At 69.9% G+C, this 23,472-nt stretch carries 24 protein-coding genes; 12 read left to right on the top strand and 12 right to left on the bottom strand.

Annotated elements, in window-relative coordinates; all coding sequences use genetic code 11:
- The first annotated feature begins 7 nt into the window (after positions 1-7).
- The 9 genes from ACYVF7_RS23285 to ACYVF7_RS23245 are packed head-to-tail and all read left to right on the top strand — an operon-like array spanning position 8 to position 11,188.
- Entirely contained in the window at positions 8-1,141 is a 1,134-nt protein-coding gene (locus ACYVF7_RS23285; RefSeq protein WP_460344339.1) for a sigma-70 RNA polymerase sigma factor region 4 domain-containing protein, read from the top strand.
- Positions 1,138-1,497 (top strand): pilin, encoded by a 360-nt coding sequence (locus tag ACYVF7_RS23280; RefSeq protein ID WP_460344336.1) that lies wholly within the window; start codon positions 1,138-1,140, stop codon positions 1,495-1,497. The genes ACYVF7_RS23285 and ACYVF7_RS23280 overlap by 4 nt, the downstream gene beginning before the upstream one ends.
- Positions 1,494-3,206, top strand: a complete 1,713-nt coding sequence (locus ACYVF7_RS23275) for a hypothetical protein (protein ID WP_460344333.1) — start codon at positions 1,494-1,496, stop codon at positions 3,204-3,206. Before ACYVF7_RS23280 ends, ACYVF7_RS23275 begins: the two co-directional genes overlap by 4 nt.
- A complete protein-coding gene (locus ACYVF7_RS23270; RefSeq protein WP_460344330.1) occupies positions 3,203-4,180 on the top strand; it encodes a PrgI family protein in 978 nt (325 codons plus the stop codon). Before ACYVF7_RS23275 ends, ACYVF7_RS23270 begins: the two co-directional genes overlap by 4 nt.
- Positions 4,177-6,027 carry a VirB4 family type IV secretion system protein gene (locus tag ACYVF7_RS23265; RefSeq protein ID WP_460344327.1) on the top strand — a complete coding sequence of 617 codons (1,851 nt, stop codon included), beginning with the start codon at positions 4,177-4,179 and terminating at the stop codon, positions 6,025-6,027. The genes ACYVF7_RS23270 and ACYVF7_RS23265 overlap by 4 nt, the downstream gene beginning before the upstream one ends.
- Positions 6,024-8,549 (top strand): type IV secretory system conjugative DNA transfer family protein, encoded by a 2,526-nt coding sequence (locus ACYVF7_RS23260; RefSeq protein ID WP_460344324.1) that lies wholly within the window; start codon positions 6,024-6,026, stop codon positions 8,547-8,549. The genes ACYVF7_RS23265 and ACYVF7_RS23260 overlap by 4 nt, the downstream gene beginning before the upstream one ends.
- Positions 8,550-8,601: 52 nt before the next feature.
- Positions 8,602-9,495, top strand: coding sequence for a replication-relaxation family protein (locus tag ACYVF7_RS23255; RefSeq protein WP_460344321.1), 894 nt, complete (start codon positions 8,602-8,604; stop codon positions 9,493-9,495).
- Positions 9,492-10,097, top strand: coding sequence for a hypothetical protein (locus ACYVF7_RS23250; protein WP_460344318.1), 606 nt, complete (start codon positions 9,492-9,494; stop codon positions 10,095-10,097). Before ACYVF7_RS23255 ends, ACYVF7_RS23250 begins: the two co-directional genes overlap by 4 nt.
- Complete coding sequence (locus ACYVF7_RS23245; RefSeq protein WP_460344315.1) at positions 10,094-11,188, top strand: C40 family peptidase; 1,095 nt, start codon at positions 10,094-10,096, stop codon at positions 11,186-11,188. Before ACYVF7_RS23250 ends, ACYVF7_RS23245 begins: the two co-directional genes overlap by 4 nt.
- A gap of 239 nt (positions 11,189-11,427) precedes the next feature.
- Here the strand turns inward: ACYVF7_RS23245 and ACYVF7_RS23240 are convergent, their stop codons facing one another.
- The 9 genes from ACYVF7_RS23240 to ACYVF7_RS23200 all read right to left on the bottom strand — a co-directional run bounded on the left by ACYVF7_RS23240 (position 11,428) and on the right by ACYVF7_RS23200 (position 18,176).
- On the bottom strand, positions 11,428-12,372 hold the full coding sequence (locus ACYVF7_RS23240) for a DUF3631 domain-containing protein (RefSeq protein ID WP_460344310.1): 945 nt from the start codon (positions 12,370-12,372) through the stop codon (positions 11,428-11,430).
- A gap of 331 nt (positions 12,373-12,703) precedes the next feature.
- Positions 12,704-13,297 carry a hypothetical protein gene (locus ACYVF7_RS23235; RefSeq protein WP_460344307.1) on the bottom strand — a complete coding sequence of 198 codons (594 nt, stop codon included), beginning with the start codon at positions 13,295-13,297 and terminating at the stop codon, positions 12,704-12,706.
- A gap of 66 nt (positions 13,298-13,363) precedes the next feature.
- Entirely contained in the window at positions 13,364-13,696 is a 333-nt protein-coding gene (locus tag ACYVF7_RS23230) for an SPDY domain-containing protein (RefSeq protein ID WP_460344304.1), read from the bottom strand.
- A 31-nt stretch (positions 13,697-13,727) separates the two neighbouring features.
- Complete coding sequence (locus ACYVF7_RS23225) at positions 13,728-13,955, bottom strand: winged helix-turn-helix domain-containing protein (RefSeq protein ID WP_460358071.1); 228 nt, start codon at positions 13,953-13,955, stop codon at positions 13,728-13,730.
- Positions 13,956-14,208: 253 nt separating this feature from the next.
- The gene (locus ACYVF7_RS23220) at positions 14,209-14,418 is read right to left on the bottom strand and encodes a hypothetical protein (protein ID WP_460344301.1); all 210 of its coding nucleotides are present in this window, start codon (positions 14,416-14,418) and stop codon (positions 14,209-14,211) included.
- A complete protein-coding gene (locus ACYVF7_RS23215) occupies positions 14,415-14,897 on the bottom strand; it encodes a hypothetical protein (protein WP_460344298.1) in 483 nt (160 codons plus the stop codon). Before ACYVF7_RS23215 ends, ACYVF7_RS23220 begins: the two co-directional genes overlap by 4 nt.
- 187 nt (positions 14,898-15,084) lie before the next feature.
- Complete coding sequence (locus ACYVF7_RS23210) at positions 15,085-15,480, bottom strand: hypothetical protein (RefSeq protein WP_460344295.1); 396 nt, start codon at positions 15,478-15,480, stop codon at positions 15,085-15,087.
- 115 nt (positions 15,481-15,595) lie between these two features.
- Positions 15,596-17,449 carry a VWA domain-containing protein gene (locus tag ACYVF7_RS23205; protein ID WP_460344292.1) on the bottom strand — a complete coding sequence of 618 codons (1,854 nt, stop codon included), beginning with the start codon at positions 17,447-17,449 and terminating at the stop codon, positions 15,596-15,598.
- Between the two features lie 49 nt (positions 17,450-17,498).
- Positions 17,499-18,176, bottom strand: coding sequence for an AAA family ATPase (locus ACYVF7_RS23200; protein WP_460358068.1), 678 nt, complete (start codon positions 18,174-18,176; stop codon positions 17,499-17,501).
- 920 nt (positions 18,177-19,096) lie between these two features.
- On the opposite strand from ACYVF7_RS23200, the gene ACYVF7_RS23195 reads away from it, so the two are divergent.
- From ACYVF7_RS23195 to ACYVF7_RS23185, 3 genes are all read left to right on the top strand, one after another.
- A complete protein-coding gene (locus ACYVF7_RS23195; RefSeq protein ID WP_460344289.1) occupies positions 19,097-20,173 on the top strand; it encodes an IS110 family RNA-guided transposase in 1,077 nt (358 codons plus the stop codon).
- Between the two features lie 97 nt (positions 20,174-20,270).
- Positions 20,271-21,722, top strand: a complete 1,452-nt coding sequence (locus ACYVF7_RS23190; protein WP_460344286.1) for a serine/threonine-protein kinase — start codon at positions 20,271-20,273, stop codon at positions 21,720-21,722.
- Positions 21,723-21,866: 144 nt separating this feature from the next.
- On the top strand, positions 21,867-22,433 hold the full coding sequence (locus tag ACYVF7_RS23185; protein WP_460344283.1) for a hypothetical protein: 567 nt from the start codon (positions 21,867-21,869) through the stop codon (positions 22,431-22,433).
- A gap of 251 nt (positions 22,434-22,684) precedes the next feature.
- On the opposite strand, the gene ACYVF7_RS23180 is transcribed toward ACYVF7_RS23185, so the two are convergent.
- From ACYVF7_RS23180 to ACYVF7_RS23170, 3 genes are read right to left on the bottom strand one after another with little or no spacing between them, the layout of a single operon-like run.
- Entirely contained in the window at positions 22,685-23,062 is a 378-nt protein-coding gene (locus ACYVF7_RS23180; protein ID WP_460344280.1) for a hypothetical protein, read from the bottom strand.
- Complete coding sequence (locus ACYVF7_RS23175) at positions 23,049-23,234, bottom strand: hypothetical protein (RefSeq protein ID WP_460344277.1); 186 nt, start codon at positions 23,232-23,234, stop codon at positions 23,049-23,051. The genes ACYVF7_RS23180 and ACYVF7_RS23175 overlap by 14 nt, the downstream gene beginning before the upstream one ends.
- The gene (locus ACYVF7_RS23170) at positions 23,231-23,464 is read right to left on the bottom strand and encodes a hypothetical protein (RefSeq protein WP_460344274.1); all 234 of its coding nucleotides are present in this window, start codon (positions 23,462-23,464) and stop codon (positions 23,231-23,233) included. The genes ACYVF7_RS23175 and ACYVF7_RS23170 overlap by 4 nt, the downstream gene beginning before the upstream one ends.
- Positions 23,465-23,472 lie beyond the last annotated feature (8 nt).

The following is a 23,472-nucleotide window of genomic DNA, read 5'->3' as shown; positions in this document are numbered from 1 at the left end:
CCTCACCATGGCCAGTCCCGACCACCAGCGCCCCGACCACCAGAACCCCGGCGCCCATCAAGACGGCCCGCAGCAGCGTCGCCGGACACCCCAGAGGCCACCGAGTTCGCTGCAGACGGTGGCCTCGACCTTCTACCTGCTGACCGCCGGTCCCAACCCGATCGCCCTCGACGGCAGGGTGGTCGGACATGGGCTGCCCCGTCGGCCGATCCCCCTGGGGGAACTCCGGGCGATCTTGCTGCACCCGGCCACCGGCCGAGCGTGCCGGGACGCGGCCTGGCGGCACCTGATCGACCAGGCGCGAACCCAGCGCCCCGCGTGGACGATCGCCGCCGCCGGAGTCGCCTTGCCCGCGCTGCGGAAGATGGCCACCGAACTGGCCGAGGGCTACCGCGGCGATGCAGCCGACATCGACTCGGCGGTGCTGACCGGGTTCCTGGAAGGCCTACGCCGGATCGACACGGACCGGCCAGGGGTGATCACCCGGTTGCGGTGGTGCGCCTACCGGGCCGGGATCACCGCCCGCTACACCCGCGACGGTCTCATGCCGATGCCGCTCCCGGTGGCCGAATCCCAGCCGCCGCCCGCTCCGTGGGGGCACCCGGACCTGATCTTGTTCGACGCGGTCGCCAAGGGGGTGCTGTCGCCGTTGCAGGCCGAGTTGATCGGCCGCAGCCGACTCGAAGACCTCGCCCTCAAGGACGCCGCCGCCGAACTCGGTCTCGGGTACGAGGCGGCATGCAAGGCGCGTCAGCGCGGTGAGGCCCGGCTGGTCGCCGCGATGAAAAACGGTGATGTCGAACATCGCCTGTCCGCTCACCGGCCGAATCCCGGTCTTCACAAGGCGAGCGGAGAAAACCCTGAGCCGGGGCGGGTGCGGGGCCGATCCACCACCTCGGACGGCACACCCGACACGGATGGATCCGCCAAGGACCCCGATAAGGAAGGAGCCTTCTGCACGCGTCCCGCACCCCGCCCCACCCCCACCCACGACCCGGCCCCCGACGCACCGGCCGAGTCGCCGGGCCAGAGCCCGCGCCGTCGGCACCGGACCGGTGACCGGCGCCGCTACCGGACCCGGGGCTGCGCCCGCCGTCCCGGCGACCACGGATCCCGGCGATCGGGCGGAGACCCGTCATGAAACGCCGAGCCCGCGGAGCGCGTCCCGGTGCCTGCGTCCTGTACGCCGTGACAGCTGTGGTGGTGGCCGCTGCGGCGGTCATCACCACCGCCCCGGTCGCCGACGCCGCCGTCGTCGCGGTAGTGAAGGATCTGCCGACGGTGATCGGCAACATCACCAAGTGGCTGGTCGGGATGCTGGTCGCCCTGGCCACGCTGTTCTTGACGATCGGCGGGGTCCGGATGTTGCTGGCCGGCGGCGACCCCGGCGAGGTCGCCAAAGCCAAGGAGAACCTCAAGTACGCCGCGATCGGTTACGGCGTCGCTGTGCTGGCCCCGGTGCTGGTACAGATCCTCAAAGGCTTCGTCGGGGCGTGACCGCGATGCCAACGACGCTGCCTGTCTGGATCAAATTCCTGCTCGTCTGCGCTGCCGCCGGTCTGGCCGCCGCCCTGTGCACCGGAACCGGCAGCCCGGCGTACGCACAGACGCTCTCAAAGGTGCGGCAGGTCCCGGGCACCCCGTCGCCGACTCCACCACCAACCTCGCCGCTGGGCACGGCCCCGGCCGGGCCAGGCTCAACCGCCGCGCCACCGACCACACCTGCGACCACTCCACCGCCGGCCTCTTCGACACCCACGCCCGCGCCCGGCCAGAGCCCGTCGACGGCTCCGGCCGGCGGGTCGGGTGGGTGCGGGCTGTTCGACCTGGTGTGTGAATTCCGGCAGGCGATCAACGGGTTCTTCCGCGGCCTGGTCTCCTACGCCCTCAACCCGGTGTTCCGGTTCCTGGCCCGATCGGTCCTGTCCACCCCACGCGTGGATCAGATGGACCGCGTCCACAGCCTGTGGACAACCTCAGCATGGATCGCGAACACCAGCTTCATCCTGCTGGTGATTCTCGGCGGCATCCTCATCATGAGCCACCAGACCCTCCAAAGCTCCTACACGGCCAAGGACCTCGCGCCTCGTCTCGTCATCGCGATGGTGGCGGCGAATGTGAATCTGCCGGTGATCGGGCAGGTGATCGGGTTCGCCAACGCCCTGTCCCGGACGTTCATGGGCCAGGGGGTCGATGAGGCCAAGGCCGCCAACACCCTCAAGGGCCTGATCCTGCACGCCCTGACCGACGCCACGGACCCCTTCACCGCCATGCTGGCGATGGTCGCCGTGATCGCCGGCCTGGTAGTGCTGTTCACCTTCGCGATCCGGGTCATGATGCTGGTGCTGCTGACCGCCGCCGCACCCCTCGCCCTGGCCTGCCACGCCCTCCCACAGACCGAGGGCCTGGCCCGGATGTGGTGGCGCGCGGTCGCCGGAGTGCTGGCCATTCAGGTCGCCCAAGCCCTGGTGCTGGCCACCGCGTTGCGGGTGTTCTTCACCTCCGATCAGGCCGACCTTTTCGGCATCCGCTCCGGCAAGGGCCTGTTCGATCTGGTCCTGGTGATCTGCCTGCTGTACATCCTGGCCCGGATCCCCTCCTGGGTCTCCCGCCTGGTCTTCCAGGGCGGTGCGGGTCGCAGCCCGATCGTGCGGGCCGCCCGCACCATCGCCGCGATCCTGATCTTCCGCAAGGTGGGCGGGGCGTTCAAGGGCGGCCGTGTTGCGCGCCGGCCACGTCCGCCGCGGATCACCCCGCCTCCCCCACCACCGCCGGCCCTGCCGCCGCCTCCACCTCCGCCGCCGTCGAACCCGCCGACATGGGTGCAGCCCCAGCTGCCGCTCCCGCCTTCATCGCCGACCAGCGGCACCCAATTGCAGCTGCCGATCAGCCCGCCACCACAGCCCCGCACCCCGACACCGGGGTGGACACAGCTGCGGCTGCCAGGCACAACGAGCAGTCCGCCGCGCTGGCAACAGACCGCCCTGCCGATCCATCCTCGCTACACCCAGACGCGACTCCCGGCCCCGCCAGCACGCAGGCATGTCCAGTCCGAGCTGCCGCTGGGCTTCCCGCCGCCGGGAAGCCCGCAGGCCGGCCGCTCCCCGCGCCGCCTCGCCGATGCCGCAGCGCTGCGCGATGCCGAGGCCCGCGCCCGCCGCCGCACCACCAACCCGTCCTCGAACAACTCTCGGAGGAGTCAATGAGCACGCCGTATTCAGTGACCATCCCCGCCGACGTTGAAAAGCCCGACCGGGTGCTGGCGAACTTCACCGCCCGCCAGCTCGCCATCCTCATCCCCGCCGTCGCGCTCGTGTGGGCCTTGTACCTGGCCACCGCGCGTGTGCTGCCATTGCCGATCTTCGCCGCGCTCGCCATGGCGATCCTCGGCGTGGCGGCGGCGCTCGCGCTGGTCGAACGCGACGGCGTCCCGCTGGACCGGCTCCTGGCCTACGCGGTCAAACAGGCCGGCCAGCCGCGCCGCCTGGTCGTCGCGCCCGAGGGGGTGCCCGCGCTGCCCGCCTGGGCCGACGCCCCGGATCAGGTGCCGCCGCTTCCGTCACCGTTGCGGTTGCCGGCCCGCGCGATCCGCGCCGACGGGGCGATCAGTCTCGGGCCCGATGGCGTCGCGGTCATCGTCGCCTGCTCCACCGTCAGCTTCGCTCTGCGCACGTCCGGCGAGCAGGCCGCTCTCGTCGGGGCGTTCGGTGGGTGGCTGAACTCCCTCACCGGCCCCGCCCAGGTCCTGGTGCACGCTCAGCCCATCAACCTGACCCCCGCCATCGCCCTGCTGCGGGACCGCGCCGCCGGGTTGCCGCACCCGGCGCTGGAGGCCGCCGCCCACGACCACGCCGGCTTCCTGACCGAGCTGGCCACCACCCGCGAACTACTCGCCCGCCAGGTCCTGATCGTCCTGCGCGAACCCCACGGCTCCACCGGCACCGGATCGGCTACCCGGCGGCGCGACGCCGACGGCGCGGCGCAGCGCGTGCTGCGCCGTGCGGAACAGACCGCGCGTGCGCTGGCCGCCGCCGGGATCAACGCCTACCTCCTCGACGGTGCCCAGAGCGCGGCGATCCTCGCCGCTGCAGCCGACCCCACCGCCCCACCTATGGATCCGGGCCTGGCCGCACCTGAGGAACCCATCACCGCCGCCTCTGGAATGGGAGTCACGCGATGAGCGCCCTACGCCTGCCCTGGACACGCCCCCGCGCCGACACCGACGCCGAGCCCCCGGCCGCCTCCCCGATCGGGCCGCCCGGCATCGATGTGCAGCCACGCCGCCTGGACTTGTCCGATGGAGTCTGCGCGTCCCTGGTCGTCACGGGGTATCCGCGGGAGGTCGGCCTGGGCTGGCTCGAACCCCTGCTCACCTACCCCGGCCGCCTCGACGTCGCCCTGCACATCGAACCCATCCCACCCCAGGTCGCCGCAACCCGGCTGCGCCGCCAACTCGCCCGCCTCGAAGCCGGCGCTCGCTCAGACTACGAACACGGGCGGCTGGTCGACTTCGCCGCCGACACCGCAGCCAGCGACGCCCACGACCTGGCCGCCCGGCTTGCCCGCGGTGAAGGCAGGCTGTTCCGCGTCGGCCTGACCCTCACCATCCACGCCCACACACACGCCCACCTCGATGATGAGGTCTCCCGGGTGCGGGCCCTGGCCGCCGGGTTGTTGATCGACGCCAAACCGGCGACGTTCCGCTCGCTGCAGGGCTGGATCACCACCCTGCCGCTCGGCGTTGACCTGCTCGACGTCAAGCGGACCTTCGACACCTCCGCGCTGGCGGCGGCGTTTCCGTTCACCTCCCCGGACCTGCACGCCGACCTCGGCGACCACGCCGTCCTGTACGGGGTCAACGCCGCGTCCTCGTCGCTGGTGATGTGGGACCGGTTCACCTGCGACAACCACAACAGCGTGATCCTCGCCCGCTCGGGAGCAGGCAAGTCCTACCTGGCCAAACTCGACATCCTGCGCTCTCTGTTCACCGGCGTCGAGGTCTGCGTCATCGACCCCGAAAACGAATACGAACGCCTCGCCCACGCGGTCGGCGGCGCCCACATCGCCCTCGGCGCCCCAGGCGTGCGCCTCAACCCCTTCGACCTGCCACCTGGCGCGCACCGCAGCGCGGACGCGCTGACCCGGCGGGCGCTGTTCATCCACACCTTCATCTCCGTCCTCCTCAAAGCCCCGCTCACCCCTGCCGACCGTGCCGCGCTGGACCGGGCGATCGTCGCCGCCTACCACGGCGCCGGCCTGACCGCCGATCCGCGCACCTGGAGTCGCCAACCACCGGTCCTAGCCGACCTGGCCCGTGCGCTCGAAGCCGACGACGAACCCGCGGCCAAGGATCTGGCCGCCCGGCTGGCCCCGTACGTGAGTGGGACCTGGCGGGAGTTGTTCGACGGGCCCACCACCACCCGTCCCGATTCCCACCTGATCGTCTTCTCCCTGCGCGACCTGCCGGACGAGCTGAAGACGGTCGGGACGCTCCTCACCCTCGACAGCATCTGGCGGCGCGTCACCGACGCCAACAGCCGAAAACCCCGGCTGGTGGTGGTCGATGAGGGCTGGCTGCTGATGCGCCAGCCCGAAGGCGCCCGGTTCTTGTTCCGCATGGCCAAGAGCGCCCGCAAGCACTGGGCCGGCTTGAGCGTGATCACCCAGGACGCCGCCGACGTCCTCGGCTCCGACCTCGGCCAGGCCGTCGTGGCCAACGCCGCGACCCAGATCCTGCTCCGCCAAGCACCCCAAGCCCTCGACCAGATCGCCGACGCGTTCGACCTCACCGACGGCGAACGCCAGCTGCTGGCCTCCGCACGCCGTGGCCAGGGCCTGCTGGCCGCCGGCTCGGACCGGGTCGCCTTCGACGTGGTCGCGAGTCCGGCCGAGCACGCGCTGGCCACGACTTCCCCGGAGTTCCTCGCCGAACTCGCCGAACGTCAGGCCACCGGGACCTTCACCGGCCTGCACTCACCCGACAGCGAATCGTACGCGCTGGGTGATGAGGAGGAAGACGACCTATGAACCCTCCGCGTGTCCCCAGCCGACACATCCCCACACTCGAAGCCATTCCAGATCACCCGCGAGGCAACTCGCCGCTCGGCCGGCTACTCACCGACCCGCTCGGCACGCTCACCCGATGGTGGCAGCAGACCAGTCACCTGCTCATCACCCACCTGCCGATCGCGATCGTGGTCACGGTGGTCGTAGTCACGCTGATCACGGCCGCCCGCGTCCTGCTGGGCCGGTGGCGGCACCGTAACCTGACCGACGGCGCGCAGCTGGTGCAGATCCGCGTTCCCCCACAGGTCGATGCCTCGGCCGCCGCGACGTTCTGGGCGAACCTGATCGGCCTGCTGCGCCCCCGCTGGCGCCGGTGGGCGTCCGGACAGCCGCATATCGCGTTCGAGTACCGATGGGACGGCCCGCAACTCCACATCCAGCTGTGGGTCCCCGGCCCGGTCCCCGCCGCGCTGGTCGCCCGCGCGGTCGAAGCGGCTTGGCCCGCCGCCCGCACCACCATCACCACCCCCACCCCGCAAATCCCCGCCGACGCCATGGCGACCGGTGGGACGCTGCGGCTGGCCCGACCTGACCACCACCCCATCGCCACCGGGCACAAAGACGACCCGATCCGTGCCCTGCTCGGCGCCGCCACCGGGATCACGGTCGGGCAAAGCACCGTGGTGCAGGTGCTGGCCCGCCCCATCACCGGACGCCGCCTCGCCCGCGCCCACCGCGCCACCGCACACCTGCGCGGCACCGCCCAACCCACGCTCACCGGACGGCTCCTCAACCTGCTCACCCCCGGCCCCGGCACCCGACCCGCGCGGCCGGGCAGCATCACGGCGGCGCATCCCGAACGCGCCGGGGAGATCAAGGCGATCCTCGACAAAGCCGCCCAGCCTCGCTTCGCCGTCACCATCCGGTACGCAGCGGCGACGAGGCAACTGGAAGATCCGCAGGCAGCGCGGGCCTGGGCGCGAGGCCGCGCGCACGCGCTCGCTTCGGCCTTCGCGGTCTTCTCCGGCCGCAACTACTTCACCCGCCACCGCCTCCACCACCCCACCCAGATACTGAACCAGCGGCGGCTGGGACGCGGGGACCTGCTGTCGGTCGCCGAACTCGCGGCGATCGCACACCTGCCCTATGACCCGGCCGTGCCCGGCCTGTCCCGGGCTGGGGCAAACTCGGTGCCCCCGCCGCCGGTCGTGCCGGTCGGCGGGAAGGGCTGCAAGCTGCTCGGTGACGCCGACGCCGGTCCCGCCCGCCCCATCGCCCTGCGCGTCACCGACGCCCGCCAGCACCTGCACCTGCTGGGCGCGACCGGAGCCGGCAAGTCCACCCTGCTCGCCCACATGATCCTCAGCGACGCGAAAGCGGGACGCACGGCGGTGGTGATCGACCCCCGCGGCGACCTGGTCAACGACCTGCTGGACCGTCTCCCCGAGCAGGTGGCCGATCGGGTGTGGCTGATCGACCCCGATACCACCCCACCCCCAGCCCTCGGCGTGCTCGCCGGGAAAGACGCGAACCTCGCCTCAGACAACCTGGTCGGGATCTTCCAGCGCATCTTCGCCGACTCCTGGGGGCCACGCACCGACGACATCCTGCGCTCGGCCGTACTCACCCTCCAGCAAACACCCGGCGCGACGCTGGCCGACATTCCCCGGCTGCTGACCGAGGAGGCCTACCGGATCCGCGCCACCGCTCACCTACGCGATGAGATCCTCGCCGGGTTCTGGGCCTGGTACACCGGCCTGTCACCCGAGGCGCGGTCGGCGGCGATCGGGCCGGTGATGAACAAACTCCGGCACTTCCTGCTGCGGCCCTTCGTCCGCGCCGTGGTCGGCGCGCATGGCCCGGGTCTGAACACCGACCGGCTGCTCGACACCGGCGGCATCCTCCTCGTGCGGGTCCCCAAGGGCACGCTCGGGGACGACACCGCTCGGCTGCTCGGCTCCTTCGTGATCGCCAAGGTCTGGGAAGCGACCACCCGCCGCGCCCGCCAACCCGAAGCAACCCGCCGCGACGCCGCCCTCTACGTCGACGAAGCGCACAGCTTCCTCAACCTCCCCCACGGCCTTGAGGAGATGCTCGCCGAAGCCCGCGCCCACCGGCTCTCAATCGTCCTGGCCCACCAGAACCTGGCCCAGTTCCCGAGCGGGATGCGCGAGGCAGTCGCCGCCAACGCCCGCAACAAAATCATCTTCTCCATCTCCGCCCACGACGCCCGAGAACTCGCCACGGTCACCGCACCGAATCTCACCGGCCATGACCTGGCGAACCTGGCCGCCTACCAGGCCGCCGCCCGACTCATCGTCGGCAACACCGAAACCGGCGCCTTCACCTTCACCACCCGGCCCCTCCCCGACCCGGTCCCCGGCCGCGCCGAGCTACTGCGCCAGGCCGCCTGCGCCAATGCCGAGACGACGCGCCGCACGCCTCACCGACCGGACCCGCGTCACGACGACGCCCCGCCACTCACCGAGCCCGACCTGGAGCCGGAGGCTGACGAGCCGCCCGCGGTGCGGCCCCCGGCCTGATCCCACCGTCGACCTCACCATTCCCAATCCATTCACGACAGGAGGAATTCTCATGCCCACACCCGCTGCGAAACGTGCCCGTACCTACGTCGGTTCCGGTGTCACCAAGGCCCCGGCCCGGCCGCCGATGAGCCCCGAACTCGTCGCCGCCCTGGCGAGCAGGCTCCGGCCCCGAGACCGGTGGCTGCTGGAGATCCTGCACGAACACCGCGTGTTGACCACCCACCAAATCCAGCAGCTCGCGTTCCCGTCCATCAGCACCACCACCCACCGCCTCCTCAAACTGTGGCGGCTGCACGCCCTGGAACGGTTCCGCCCCGCCATGGAGGTCGGGTCGGCGCCCATGCACTACGTCCTCGGCCCGGCTGGAGCCGCCATCCTCGCCCAGCGCCGCGGCAAGACCATCGCTCAACTCGGCTACCGCCTCGACCGGGCCCTCGCCATCGCCCATTCGGACAAACTCGCCCACCTGGTCGGCTCCAACGGCTTGTTCACCGCCCTGGCCGCCCACGCCCGCACCCACCCCGACACCGAACTCGTGACCTGGTGGTCCGAACACCGCTGCCAGAAGACGTGGGGGAAATACGCCCGCCCCGACGGATACGGCCGCTGGCGCGAACACCACCGGGAACTGGACTTCTTCACCGAGTACGACACCGGCACCGAACCCCTGCACCGCCTCGACGCCAAGATCAGTGACTACGCCACGTTGGCGGAGATGACCGGCATCACCGACACCCCGGTCCTGTTCATCCTCCCCAACCCCGCCCGCGAACAGCACCTGCACACCCGGACCACCACCCGAAGGCCCCTCATCGCCACCACCACCCCACAGGTGCTCGAGGACGAAGGGGGACCGGCCGGGGCGGCCTGGCGGCCGACCGGCAGCCAGGTCCGCCGACGTCTCATCGACCTGAGCCGCGACGCCACTGGAGGCCGACGATGAACCGCGGACTCCTGCTAGCCGGCGCGGCTGGACTCGTGCTCGTGCTGGTCTGCCTGAGCTGGTCCGCGCGCCGCCTTGGACGGGCGGGCCACCCCGCGCAGGGCACGTCATCAGCGGCCGTGTCGCCCCGCCGGACGATGCGTCCAGTCAACCCAGCGGTCCAGGCGGAGCGGCTACTGCCCTTCACCCCTACCCAGCTGACCGAGGCCGCACAGCTGGCGCAGGCGTTCGTCGCCGCCTACAGCACTCACCGCTACAACGAATCGCCCACCGAGTACATCGAGCGCTTGGCGCCGATGATGAGGGCCTCGCTGCGCGCCGTCATCGAACGCACCGCCACCGACCCGGCCGTCCTGGTGCAGCGCCAACGCGCCCAGGAGGTCGCTGTCGCCGAAGCCCGTACGGAGGCGATCCGCGAGCTGGGGCCCGCCTCGATCATGTTCCTGGTCGCCGCGACCGAGCACATCACCACCACCTACGCCGCCCGGCAGGACACCGCCCGTTACGCCGTCACCCTCACCACCGGGAGTGATGGATGGCGGGTGCATGACGTCGAACTCGCCGCGGCCGGGCAGTCCGGCGACTCAAGCGGCATCCCATGACCACGACAGCGAGCGCCAGAGGCGGGGACGCCGGATCGGCGCAGGCCACCTTCGTCCTCGCCATCGCGGCGCTGCTGCTCCTGCCCGTCCTGTTCGGCGCCGCCTTACTCGGACACCACGACGGCACCCAGGCGGCCTGCGGGCAGCAGGCCGCGCCTCAGCCCAGCGTCGCACCCGCCGCCACCAGTGACATCCCACCGACCTACCTGGATCTCTACCAGGAGGCCGGACTGCGCTATGGGGTGCCGTGGAGCGTGCTCGCCGCGATCGGCAAGACCGAATCCGACCACGGCCGTGACCCCAGCCCCGGGGTTCGCTCGGGTGCGAACTGGGCGGGTGCGGCCGGGCCCATGCAGATCGGCGTCGGCGGCCGTGCAGGCAACAACTGGGGCGGTGCCCCCGTCCACCCCGCGAGCGAGCACACCGGTGGCGTCGGTATCGACGGCAACGGGGATCGACGGGTTGACGTTTACGACCCGGCTGATGCGATCCCCGGCGCGGCGCGGTTCCTGCTCGCCCACGGCGCACCCGCCCACCTGACCCACGCGGTGTTCGCCTACAACCCCGACCGCCAATACGTCCGCCACGTCATGGCCCAAGCCTCCCGCTACGGCCCCGGAACGGCCCCGGCAGCCACGGACACCGCGACGGACCCGCAGGCGTGCCCCGGGGACGTCGATGCGTACGCTGACGCGCCCGGCGGCGTGGCCGGGGCGGTCATCGCCTACGCCCGCGCGCAGATCGGCAAACCCTACGTCTACGGCGGCACCGGCCCCGACGGATTCGACTGCTCCGGGCTGGCGATGATGGCCTACCGCGCCGCCCACATCGCCATCCCCCGACTGTCGGATGCCCAATACTGGTTCGGCAAGCGCATCCCGGCCGGAACCGAGCAGCTCGGCGACCTGGTGTTCTTCGACTACAAACCCGGCCACACCGGCCCTGGCCACGTCGGCATCGTCTACGACCCCGCCACCGGCATGATGATCGTCGCCCCCCACACCGGCGCGAAGGTGCGGCTGCAGTCGTATAAGACCTACCCGGGTGGCGCGGCCGGGTTCACCCGGCCCGGCGCCCGTGCGGCGAAGTAGCGTCCGTCTTCCGGTGAACAGGCCGAGGGCGGATCGAGGTCCTGGACCAGGCGGCACGAGACCAGGGCGCGGAACAGGTGAGAGCTGACTTGGCTGTAGCTGGCGAATGACGGGGCGGCCGTCGCCGCCCTTTCGGGCAGAGCCTTTGAGGGGGTGGCGGTGCCACCACGGCTCCAGGGGCATCACAGGCCCGCATAGCGTCAGGCGGAGACCTTGTGGTGACCGATAGCACCTTCCTGCTATTGCGGCCGGGGCAGGTAACGGTCCCACGCGCGTTGCAGGTGCTCTCGCCGGTAGCCGCTGCGATTCACACCGCCCAGGTTGACCTGTACCCGCACGACGCCGTACGGCCTGAGGTGGGACGCCAGGCTGCGGGCGTTCAGCTCGCCGTATTCGTGCATCCACGGGCTCCCGTGGAGTTGATGTAGCCGTTCGAGGATGGTCACGGTGTGCAGCGCGTTGACGCCCTCGAACACTGCGCGTAGATCGCGGAGCAGCCGCACCCCGACCGGCGTCTCCTGATCAGTCACGCATCTGGTCAAAGGGGTGAGTGTCTCGGCCGACGACGCCGGAGTCGTCTGAACGCGCTGGTCATCGATCCGTTCCATCATGCTGGGGATGCGGTCCCACGCGCGTTGAATGTCCTCTCGCCGGTAGCCCTTGCGTTGTACTCCCCCGAGGGTGAACCGTACCGGCACGACGCCGTACGGCCTGAGGTGGTGCGCCAGGCTGCGGGTGGTCAGCTCACGACCGTACGCGTGCATCCACGGCCTTCCATGGAACTGATGTAGCCGTTCGAGTACGGTCACGCTGTGCAGCGCGTTGACGCCCGCGAACACTGCGTGTAGATCGCGGAGCAGCCGCACCCCGACCGGCGTGTCCAGGTCGGTCGCGTACCTCGTATGAGGCGTGGGTGTCTCGGCCGGCGACGCCGGAGTGGTCTGGTCGCGCTGGTCATCGATTCGGTTGACCGTGCTGGGGATAAGGATTTCTTCGACCCCACAGCGGAGAGCGGCACAGATGGCATCCAAATCGGACAGATCGATCTTCTGCACCCTCCCGGACCATAGGTGGTACGCCTTCGCGGTGCTGATCGTCAGCCCCTCGGTAGCGAGCAGGCGTTGTAGCTCGCTGGGTTTCCAGATGTCGCGGTGGGCGGCGGCCAGGCGCAGATTCCACTTCATCTCTGATCGTCACCTTCCAGATTCAGGGGGCAGCTTGCCGTCGTGTTCTGTGGGTCGTTGACATCGGCGGGTCTGGCGTCGGGGCGGGGCGGTCCATGCCGAGCAGCCGCCTCCGGAGCCGGGTGGATGCATCGCCCGGCCCGGAGTGCCGAAAGAGGTAGGTCTCGACCTCGTCGGCGATGCAGATCGCCCGGCTCATCGGCGAATCTCCTCGTGTTGTGCGGTGATTGCGTGGCCGGGTCGGATCGGCCTGGCCGGTAGCAGCGGGGGTCGGTGTCCGTCAGCGGCTCGGCGCGCTGGCCCACGTGTGCGAGGACCTCGGGCATCAGGCTCAGTTCTGATCATGGGCCTCGTCGAAGGACCCCTTCTTCTTGCGCCGGCCTCGCCAGAGGACCCGAATCGGACCCGCCGCGCCGCCTCGCGGCCGGTCCGGTGCCGGGCGAATGCCCGTGGCGTTCTCAGCTGCCGTGGCCGGTCGGCGTACCCGCGTGCCCGTGTCGCGGGGCAGGAGGGTGACGGCGGGTGTGGTGATGGTGGGGACGGCGGGGCCGGGGTAGGTGATGGTCGCGAGGTCGAGGACGGCGGTGTCGTTGTAGAAGCGGCGGGTGGCCTCGGTCTGGGCCATGGCGTCGGCGTGTTCGAACAGCGACGCCGTGTGGTGGTCGAGTTGGTGGATGAGGATCTGGCGGGCGGCGGTGCGTACGGTGGTGAGCGCGGCGATCGGTTCCATGCCGCGCCGTTCGATGTTGTCGGTGACCTTCTTCCACCAGTGGGCGTACGGCTGCAGGCGGGCGAGGTCGGCGATGGTGTCGAGGAGGTCGTCTTCGCCTTGATCCAGCAGGTGTGCCAGGTGGTCGCGGGCTTGATCGGCGGCCTGGCGTGCCTGGTCATGGCGGTCGAGCAGGTGCTGGCGGATCTCGTTCACGGTTTCCCTCTCGTTTCGGGTCGGCTATTGGATGCAGGTTGGTGTGCGGGCCGGTGGGTGCCGGGGTCAGGTGCCGCGTTCGTCGTCGAGTGGTGCCGGGTTGGCCAGTTCGGTCAGGAATCCGGCGATGAGTTCGGCGGGTGTGGCGTTGGTGAAGGTGGCTTCCCAGGCGATGTCGGGGAAGTCGCCGTGCAGGTAGGCGCGGATGACCCACAGCGGCCCGCCGGGTGCGAAGTCGTTGGTCTCGGGTAGGAACGCCACGATCACGCGCCGGTCGGGGGCGAAGGCGAAGGTGTTGCCGGCCTCGTCATCGGCCAGGAGCCATCGGGCCTGCTTGAGTACGTCCAGGGCCGTTTCCGGTGCCCCGGGACCGGCGAGGTAACGCGCTACACAGGTCATGGTCGATGCCTCCCTCGTCAAATAGCGCCGGTTATCGCTCGGTGGGCCACCAGCGGTATCCGGCGTTGCCGGGCCGGTTTGGTCGGGTGCGTTGGGCGAGTGTGCGGGTTGCGGACCCCTCGCGTACGAGCGCGTTCAGGGCGCGGGCGGTGGTGGGGTAAGAGACGCCCGCTGCGCGGGCGAGTTCGGTAGCGGTTGCGCCGGGGTGGGCCCGTAGCGCCGCCGAGACGGTTGAGGCGGCCGTTGGTGGCCGGTCCATGTCCAAAAGCCGTTGCAGGGTTCGGCCGGGTGTCTCACCCGGCCAGGCGCGCTGATCGAGGTAGGCCTTGAGCTGATCATCGATCTGTATCTGGTGGACCATCGATGCAGTCCCCTCCTTGGTGATGTGGTGGTACCGAGTGACCGTTTTTAGGTCTGCGCCGGTTGCCATGGCTGCTATGGGACGGGCCGGGCTCCAGCAGCCCCCTCGTGTGCTGGTGCCCGGCCCATCCCCGTCTGCGATCGGCGCTGTTTCAGCCGGTGATGGCGTGCAAGGCGGTGGCGTGTGCGATGGTGACGACGTCGCAGGTGAGGCTTTCGATGACTGCCTGGCCGGCTTGCAGGCCGCGGGCCGAGGCGAGGTGCTCGACCGCCTCGGTCAGGGCGCGGTGGTGGTTCGCCATCGGTTCGGTGTGGGCGGCCTCGCCGGGGAACAGCCAGACCAGGTCGGCCGTGGTGGTCACATCGGCCTCCGAGGGTTGATGGCCGGGTAGGTGCCGGTGGGCGGGACCGCCGGGCCGGTGACAGGCGGCGGGGCGGCCGGTCCGGTGGTGGGTGTGGTGGGTCCGGCCGGGGCGAACGGGACGACTTCCAGCGCTTGGGTGTCGTGGTAGAAGTGCCGGGCCGCCTCGAGGTTGGCGATGGCCTGGGCGTCGGTGAAGGGGCATTCGCTGCGCGGGATGACGTTTTCGAGCAGGAGGCGGCGTGCGGCCTCGCGGGTGCGGACCAGCGCGGTGATGGCGTCGGCGCGGGCGTGTTCGATGTGGTTGGTCAGGGTGGTCCACCAGCGGGCGTAGGCCTGCAGGTGCGTGACCTCGGCGATGGCCGGGCCGAGGTCGGGTGAGGCGCCGCGTAGCTGGCTGATGAGGCGGTTGCATGCCTCGTCGGCGGCGTCTTTGGCGTTGTCGCGCAGGTTGAACAGATGCTGGGCGAAAGGCTGCATCGCTTCTCCTCTTTGTTGGTGGATGGGTGTTCGGCCCGCACCGGGGACCGGGCGGGCGGGGCGGGAGCGTGACGTGTCTTGGTGCGCCGACACAAGTCGATCGGGAAGCCCTGGTCCCGCCGGGGTGGCACCCGTGTGCAGGCGGGTGCCACCCCCCGGGGGTTGCGTGCGCCCGGGCGGGTGGTGGTCACCCGGCGGGCGCGGTGGGGGTCGAGGCGGTGACGGTGGCCGGGTCGATGGCGGTGGTGTCGTTGTAGAACAGGCGGGCGGCGGCGTCGCGGGCCAGGGATTGGGCGTGTTGGTACACCGATGTGTGCGGGCCCGGGCCGCGTAGCACGGCGCAATAGGCGGCCTCGCGTGTTCGGGTCAGGGCGGTGACGGCATCCAGGCCGCCGTGTTCGATGTGGTCGGTCACGGTCATCCACCAGGTGGCGTAGGACTGGTTGACGGTCAGGTCGGCGACGGCGTCGGCGAGGTCGTCCTCGCCTTCCTCGATCCGGCGGATCAGGTTTCCGCGTCTGTCACCGGCGGCTTCCAGTGCCTCGTCGCGGAGGTGGAACAGGTAGTGGGCGAACTCGTTCATCTGTGACTCCTGTGCGTCAGTGGCCTGGCGTCCCGGGGCCATGCCGTAGCGGGTGGCGGTGATGACTGACTGGTCCGGGGCGGCGTGCTGGCGCACTGCCGCCCCGGCGGGGTGGTCAGGTGGCGGCCAGGGCGCGGGCGGCGGCGCGGCCGATGGTGACGGCGGTCTGGGCCGGGTCGGTCAGGGCGACCACGTGCGCCCCATCCATCGGGCGGTTCTCCTTCTTGTCGGGGGTGAGCCACAGCACGGCGCACCCCGCGCGGGTCAGGCGGGTGATGCGGTCTTGCCCGCCGGGTAGTTCGTCGCCTTTGAACAGCCCGTCGGAGACGATGACCAGCAGGCGGGCGGCACCGGGGCGGGTCAGGTCGACGGCGGCCTCCAGGGCGTCGATGGCCTTGCAGAACCGTTCTCTTCCGTCGGAGGCGGAGAACTCGGTTACCTGGGCGGGGGCGCGTCCGGGGTGGGTGAGGGCGCGGACGTGGTTGCCGAAGATGACGGTGGCCGATCGGGCGTCGGCGATGTGGGCGGTGGCGCGGGCCAGGATCCAGGCGGCCGAGGCGACCGGTGCGGCGAACCGGTGCATGGACCCGGACACATCACAGGCGATGCCGACCCGTAGCGGTGGGGTGGGGACGTGACGGTGGGTGGTGCGGGTGAAGGGTTCGGCGGTGGGGGTGGCCCCGGCGGCGCGCTGGGCGTCGGCGGCCAATGCGCCGCGCATCCGCAACCGTCCGGGCGGGGCGGCCGAGGTGGTGGTGACGCTGACGCGTTCGCGGTGTGCGGCGGCCTTCAAATGCCGGGCGAGCTGGCGCGCGGCCCCTTGTTCGGCGGGGGTGGGTGGGCGGGTGCCGGTGATCGCGGTCTCACCGCTGTCCCTGTGCCCGTCCCCACCGGCTTCGCTGAACACCGCTTTGGCGGCGCGTTCGGCGCGCTGTCGGGCGGTCTTCTCCTCTTGGCGTTGTTTCGCCTTGTCCGGGCCGGGCGGTAGGGCGGGCGGGGCGTCGGCGGCGATGACGACGAGTGCGGCGGTGATCGCGGCGGCCAGAGGTGACGGCCGGCTCGACTCTGGCCCTTCCCCTTCTTCTGTCTCGTCTTCGGGTGAAGGTGGGGGTGCGTCGGGGTCGGTGTCGAGGATGGTGCACCACCGGCGGCCCAGCTCCAGCATCGCGGAGGCGTCATCATCGGCGGTGGTGTGGGCGATGTGCCACAGGGCGGCCAGCGCAGCCAATCGGCTAGCGCCGATCACATCGGTGATGGTCGCCCTCAGTGCGGTGACCTCGTCGGTGTCCAGGACCTCGGCGTCGGCGCGGGCCAGCAGGAGAGCGGCGGCGCGCCCGGCCTGCCACGGTGTCATCGCCACCTGGGGAATCCCCGCCGTTCCCGAACCGTGGGCGGCCAGGCCCGTGGTGCCGGTGCCAGGGGTTCCTGGCATGCCGGGGATGGCACTTGTGGGGGTCGTGGCCATACCGGGGGCCGATGGCGGGGCGGTCGGCGGTGGGGTGGTGAAGTCGGCGAGGACGAGTTGGCGGGCCGAGGCGCGTAGCCACCGGCGGTCAGCGGGCCGCCGCCGCACGTGGGCGGCTTCGATCCGGGACTCCTCCAAGATGGTGGCCGCCTCGGCGTGCGCGGTCGGTGCGCCGTCGGGGACGGCCCAGACGGTGTGGCGGGCGTGTGCGGCCTCGTGCACGAACACCCCCCACAGGGCGGGGTAGCGTTCCCGGTCCGAGGGGCGGCGCGGGTTGCAGGTGCCCGGGTTGTGGCCCAGGTGGGTGCCGTCGAGTTCGATGGTGGCCAGGGCGGGGATGAAACACCCGGGTGCGCCGCGCCCGGCCCCGGGCGCACAGGTGACGGTCAGGTCTTCGCGTCCGGTCAGGTGGGTGATCTGGTCGGTGAACGCGGCGGACAGTTTCAGCCACTCCCCGTTCGGGGTGACAGGTTCGGGCTGGGTGGTGATCAGGTGCGCGGGCATGACGGGTCCTCTCATCCGTGGGTGACGGGCGGTCGTGGTGGGTGGCGGGTCAGAGTTGGCGGCCCAACGCCAGGGGGGTGATGGTGCGGCCGTAGACGGTGGCGATGACCTTGGCGACCTCGTCACGGTCTTCTTCGGGGGCGATACCGATCAGGTTCGCCACCGCTGCATCGGTCCCCAGGACGCGGGCGATCTTCTGGTAGGCGATCAGTTCGCGGAGCTGCGGGGCCCACCCGATCAGCCCGGACTCGACCTTCCGGGCGAGATTGCGGGCCACCTTGACCGCGCGGTGATCGATCTTGAGGGTGCGGGCGAGGTCGTAGTCGGTCGACACGTGGATTTGCGCGGCGAACCGGGAGGCGAGGGCTTCGGTGAGGACCGCGCCGTGCACGCCGGGGTTGTGCCCGGCGATCACGTAGAACCCCTCGGCGGCGGTGATGGTCTCGCCGGTGTGGGCTTTGACGGTGATCTGACGGCGGCCGTCCATCGCCGGATACACCACCGCCAAAACCTTGGGGCTGATGAGGGTGGCGTCGTCGATGAACAGGCACCGGCCCTCGGTCATGGCGGTCACCAGCGGCCCGTAGATGAACTCATAGGCACCGGCGGCGGTCTGGGTGTATTCGCCGACGAAATCGGCCACCGCCGTGTCCCCGTCGCCTGCCACGGTGATCAGGTCGGGGAACGCGGCCTCGACCAGCGAGGTCTTGCCGGTGCCGGGCGTTATCCACGGTTTGATCTTGAAGTGCTGTTGTTCTTGCAGATCAGGATGTTGATGAGATCGCAGGAACTTGGCGGGTTGGTTGCGGTTTTGAGGCGCTGTTCGTCGGATCGTGGTTTCAGGGCAGTGGCTTGCGGAGGATGTAGTTGAGGCCGAAGTCGGTCTCGGTCTCGCGGACGCCGCCGTTATCTGGGGTCGTTGAGTGAACCTGCAGGTCAGCGGCTTGGTGGCCTGTCAGTCATGTAAGGCACGTAGGTGAAGTTGATCCGCAGATCTTGCCCGTTCATCGGGAGCCACACTGGCGACCTCGCGTAATCGACTGTCGCCTATTCGCGGGTATTGAACCGGATGGTTGTCACGGAGAGTGGTCGTCGCCTGGGGCGTAGCGGCTCCATGGCCTGCCGACGGCGGTGGCGATGCGGCTGGTCTGTTGGTCGGTGTAGCCGAGCATCCGTGCGATGACCGGTGCTGGTGCCTGAAGGGCCGGGTGCCGGCGCGGGAGCTGGCGGAGGTGTTCACCTCGTCTTCGGCCGTGGTGGAGTGGGCGCGCGGGAAGACGCTACGGGCACCGCGATCATGGCGCGTACATCGGCCGAGGGCCTCAGGCCGGCGCAGGTCAGGGCCATATGCGATCGAAACTTCTTGATCGCTACTGCTACCCAGGCCGCAGGGGTGCGCGAGCTCGCCAACCTCGGCTGACAGTGAGGATGTAGGTGAGTGCCTCCCGGTGGGGTCTGGCCCATCGCCTGACTGACCATGGTGTCCTCAACCGGATCTGCCGTCCCTGGCCGGGAGGCGCTCACCGGCACTCACCGGACGCGGCGCGTGACCTAATAGGAGCCTGGCCAGAGGCCCCATCACTGTCTTGTCCGTATCGCCCGGCTGGTGCGTGCCGCCCTGCCCGGTCGATGAGAACAGGACGGTCAATGACCACGATGACACAGGACCCGGTCGAGGTCACCGGCGGCGTCGACACCCACGCCGACACTCACACCGCGGCGGCGGTCGATTCGGCCGGGCGGATCCTGGGATCGGCTCAGTTCCCCGCCACCGGCGCCGGGTACGCCGCCCTGCTGGCCTGGCTGCGCTCGTTCGGGGCACTGGTCCTGGTCGGGATCGAAGGCACCGGCGTCTACGGCGCCGGCCTGGCCCGCTACCTGCGCGAGCAGGAGGTGGCGATGGTCGAGATCGATCGTCCCGACCGTAAGGCACGCCGCTGGCAGGGCAAGTCCGACCCCCTCGATGCCCAGGCCGCCGCCCGCGCCGCGCTCGCTCAGATCCGTACCGGCGTGCCCAAGCATCGCGATGGGCGGGTCGAAGCGCTGCGGAACCTGCGGGTCGCCCGGCGCAGCGCCATCACTCAGCGCGCCACCGCCCAGCGTCAGATCAAGGCGCTGGTCGTGACCGCACCGGAGCAGGTCCGCGTCCAGTTGCGTGGTCTGTCCACCCGCGAGCTGGTCAGCACCTGCGCGGCGCTACGCCCCGACCGCACCCGGTGCGATGACCCGGCGATGGCGGTCAAGCTCGCGCTGCGCAGCCTGGCCCGCCCTCACCAGCGCCTCACCGAGGAGATCGGTGATCTCGATGAGCTCATCGAGCCTTTGATCACCCAGATCAACGCCGCGTTGGTCCAGGTCCATGGGGTCGGTCCCGATGTCGCCGGACAGTTGCTGGTCACCGCCGGCGACAACCCCGAACGCATGCGTTCGGAGGCGGCGTTCGCGATGCTGTGCGGGGTTGCGCCGGTGCCGGCCTCCTCTGGCAAGACCCACCGGCACCGGCTCAACCACGGCGGTGACCGCGACGCCAACTGCGCGCTGTGGCGGATCGCGATCACCCGCATGGCCACCGATCCACGCACCCGCGACTACGTGCAACGACGCACTAAGCAAGGCAAGGACAAGAAAGAGATCATCCGCTGCCTCAAGCGCCACATCGCCCGAGAGATCTACGCACTACTGCAACCCTCGACCACCCGGGACGATCTCGCTCCTGCTGCTTGACGAACCATAGGAGCATCCGCCCCGGAGATCGCGGGCCGCCGCGAGTTTGGATGATCTCTGCTCGGCGGAGGGCTCCGGCATGGTCAAATAGACAACTATGGCTGTTTCACTGCAACCCGACGATCCCGAATGGCTGGGACGGTACGAGCTGACCGGCCGTCTCGGGGAGGGTGGCCAGGGCGTCGTGTATGCCGGGCGCGGGCTGGACGGTGGGGAGGTGGCCGTCAAGCTGCTGCGCACTCATGTCGCACGTGATCCGAAGGCGCGTGAGCGGTTCGTGCGTGAGTTGGGGTTCGCGGAGAGGGTCGCCGAGTTCTGTACTGCCCGGGTGCTGGAGGCCGACATCCATGGCGATCAGCCCTACATCGTCAGCGAGTTCGTGCCCGGCCCGTCTTTGTACGAACTCGTCCGTGACGAGGGGCCGCGGACAGGTGCCGCTTTGCAGCGGCTGGCCATCGGCACCGCCACCGCGCTGGCGGCGATCCACCAGGCCGGAGTCGTGCACCGCGACTTCAAGCCACCGAACGTGCTGATGGGTGAGGACGGTCCGCGAGTCATCGACTTCGGCATCGCCAGGGCTCTTGACGGCACCTCCACCATGACGAGCCAGGTCGTCGGAACTCCCGCCTACATGGCGCCCGAACAAGTGAGCGGCCAGGAGTCCGGCACATGGACCGACATGTTCGCCTGGGGTGTCACCATCTTGTTCGCTGCGACCGGTCGTTCCCCTTTCGGGGACGACACCGTACCCGCGGTGATGCATCGCATCCTGCATGCCGCCCCCGACACCAGCTTGCTTCCCCAGCCCTTGGCCGGGCTGGTCACCGCATGCCTGTCCAAGGAGCCCGCCCACAGGCCGACCGCACCGCACGTCCTGCTCGCCCTGCTCGGTCTCGGCACGGCACCGGGAGACGCCGATGGTCTCCTGGCGGCCGGCGCCACCGCGGTCGAGAGCGCCATGCCGCCGCTGTTGGCCGCGCCAAGCCCGCCGTTGGAGCCCAGCCCCAACCCCTACGGTCAGACCTCCCACGGCCCCGGCCAGTTCGCCTGGCACCCATCCAGCCCACCCCCGCACCCTGGCATGCCGCCCCCTAGGCCGAGGGAAAACGTCGCGGCGGCGGTGATCGCCGGCATCCTGGCGCTGCTCACCGCCGGCATGCTCGTCTGGTCCGCGCTCTACAACGTCGTCTACGCCAACGGGCCGACCGGTCGCTGGTCCAGCCTGGTGTTGGAGAACGTGCTCACCGGCGTCATCGGCGCCGGGTCGCTGTTGGTCGCAGCGGGGTTCACGCTCGCCCGCAGGATTTCCGGCGCGTGGACACTGTGCGCGCTTTGCGTGCTTTACGTAGTGGCGATCTTGGTGGCGCAGCCGCTACTGGGGAGCACGACCTTCGGTGCTCAGCTCAGGTGGGTCTTCGGCTTCCACAAGAGCAACGGCGTCGCCATGGGGCTGACGATCATCTTCGGCGTCCTGACGGCGATCACGGCGGCGATCGCCGCCAGCGTGAAGTCGTACGGACCAACCACCGCCACGCCACCCCGTCCGTGATCACCTCACTGTTCGGCTGGCGGATTCGCGCACCGAGCTCGGCAGGATTTGAGGCCAGCTCGGGGTGCGTTCACAGGGGTCGACACCGCAGCATTTCCACGCATTATGCCCGTTTCGAATAATTGAAAGATTTGGAGTTAATTGATGAACAGATATGCGGCGTGGCGACAGGCAAGGCGAGAAAAGAGGGCGCAGGAAGAGACGGCGGGGGCGCGGGAACAGACGGCGAGGGCGCCGGAACAGACGGTGGGGGCGCCGGAAGAGACAGCGGGGGCACGGGAAAATAGAAAACGACAAGAGAAGATGCGACGAAATGCGCTATGGCAAAAGCCAATAAGGGAAGAGTATAAAAAGCAATACGGGACGATGAGTGACGCGGCCGACGACAGACATTGGCGACAGCATCTGGGGTGCACTGTCGTGGAGGCCGCCAAGAAGAAGCAGACGATAATCGTCTCTGATAGAGAGATTCGTCTCGCACGCGTTTGGACGATTCCGCGCAGCGGTGGGGCGGAAGAGGCCCAGTTCACCGAAGATGGAAAGCCAGTAGATACTCAAAATGATTACTGCACGCACGAGACGAGCAAGCGTCCGCAGAAGGATAGAGTTTACTACTCGAACTGGACTACCCTCGGAGGGAATATGGAAGGGTACGTCCATGCTGCGCAGTCGTGCCGTCGCAGACTTCACTATTCTAATCGTTGGGACTAACGAAGAACAGAACGAGCTCGTCCAGGAGCTGGACGTTCGATCGTCATAGCGCACAACCAGCTCAAGGCCTCCATAATTTGAGTCTGGGACCGTGTCGGTGCCGAGGTCGGCCGCGTCGTAGCCCGCGGTGCCGCCGAATCCGCGAAGGAGGCTTTGGTCTGGTCGTCGGCGGTGATCCAGTCCTTGACGAACTGGAGCAGTTCGGCGGGTTCGACCGCGTCTTCGGTGGCGAGCCGGATCGTGGACATGGTTCAGCCTGCGGCTTCGGTGAGGCGGGCTTCGAGGTCGGCGATCATCTGGGTGAGCAGGCTGGTGTTCTCGCGCCGGACTGCCTGGGGCCCGAGCTTGTCGATTCCGGCGACCTTGGTGATGCACTCCTCGGCGGCCTGGGCCATCGCCCCGAACTCGGTCCGGGCGATCGAGTGGGGGTTGGCGGCTTCGAAGGTGGTCGCGCGGTGCATGTCCTTCACCGACGTCATCGCCGCTCGCGCGGCCGCCATCGCATCCCGGGCGCTGAACTCGTCCCCGTTGCCTTGGCGCATGTAGCGGGTGGTGAAGACCCGGCGGCGCCTGGGGTCGGCCGACGGCATGAACCGCTCCAGCCGGTCGCCGCGGTCAGCGGCGATCACCCGCACCAGCCGGACCGCCCGCTGCAGCCGGGGCTTGCTCTTGATCCCGACCCCCTTTGCCGATGTCGTCGTAGGACAGCTCCTGGCCGTGGTTGCTGAGCAGCCACATCATCACGTCCGCGACGTCGGTCTCCGCCTGCGTCCAGCCGGCGGCGTCCCGTCGCGGGCTCACAGCAGTCCGCCGTTGTCGTCCAGGAACGCCGCCAGGGCGGCGTCGTCCAGGGCGGCGCCGGTGGCCAGATCCCGGACGGCTGCGATGGCGGTCTCGGCGCCGGTGATGCCGCGCCCGGAACGGCCGTCGAGGCCGGCGACGGCCCGTTGCTGCCGTTCGCCGCGGATCTGCGCCGGTTGCGTGTGAAAGCGGGCAGCCCGCAGTACCGGGACTTGGCACGGCGTGCGCACTACTCGGC

The sequence above is a fragment of the Actinoallomurus acanthiterrae genome, from assembly GCF_054775715.1.
Note: the sequence above shows the minus strand (reverse complement) of the source record. Positions and strands in the feature narration are given on the sequence as shown.